Source organism: Synechococcus sp. R6-10, assembly GCF_047461815.1.
In the GTDB taxonomy this organism is placed as follows: domain Bacteria; phylum Cyanobacteriota; class Cyanobacteriia; order Thermostichales; family Thermostichaceae; genus Thermostichus.
On sequence record NZ_JANSHW010000662.1, the window covers coordinates 1 to 613 of the forward strand.

Below are 613 nucleotides of genomic sequence, written 5' to 3' on the forward strand. Positions count from 1 at the left end.
GCACAAGGGGCGTTTTGGGTATAATTAACCCAACTTGCCACCTTGTCAAGTCTTCCCGTGTGTGCGGGTACAATCCCCACACGCACGGGAGAGGTGAACCATGCAAGACAAAATCATCACGACCTTCTGCATCCTCGATGACCTACTCAAGATACTCCACCATCGCGATGACCCACAAGCTAAAGCCTCCGACAGTGAAATCCTCACCATCGCCATCGTTGCTTGCCAAGAGTTCGCAGGCAATATGCGCAAAGCCCTCCAGTGGGTCAAAGCCCTCCGCCTCTTTTCGTTCGTGCCCTCCGAGAGCCGTTTCAACCGCAGGCTGCATCGCCTGATGCCCCTGCTACACGCCCTTGCACCGCTGCTGCGCGCCGTGTGGGAGTCTCTGGAGGCGTGTACCGACTATGCGTTGGATACCTTTCCGATGCCTGTGTGCGAGAACATTCGCGCCAACCGCTGCCGTCTGGCGCCTGAGAAGGCGTTTCGGGGATACAGGGCGTCGCATCGGGACTATTTTCACGGGGTGAAGGTGCACTTGTTGGTGGCGTCTGGGGGCTTTGTTGCGGAGTTTTGGCTGACGCCTGGCAGTTGGCACGACTTGACAGGGCTGTAT

The 613-nt window shown here is 57.6% G+C and carries 1 pseudogene; it reads left to right on the forward strand.

Annotated features, from left to right (window positions below):
- Window positions 1–100: 100 nt before the first annotated feature.
- Window positions 101–613: pseudogene (locus NW837_RS15135) on the forward strand (IS982 family transposase); the annotation flags it as partial.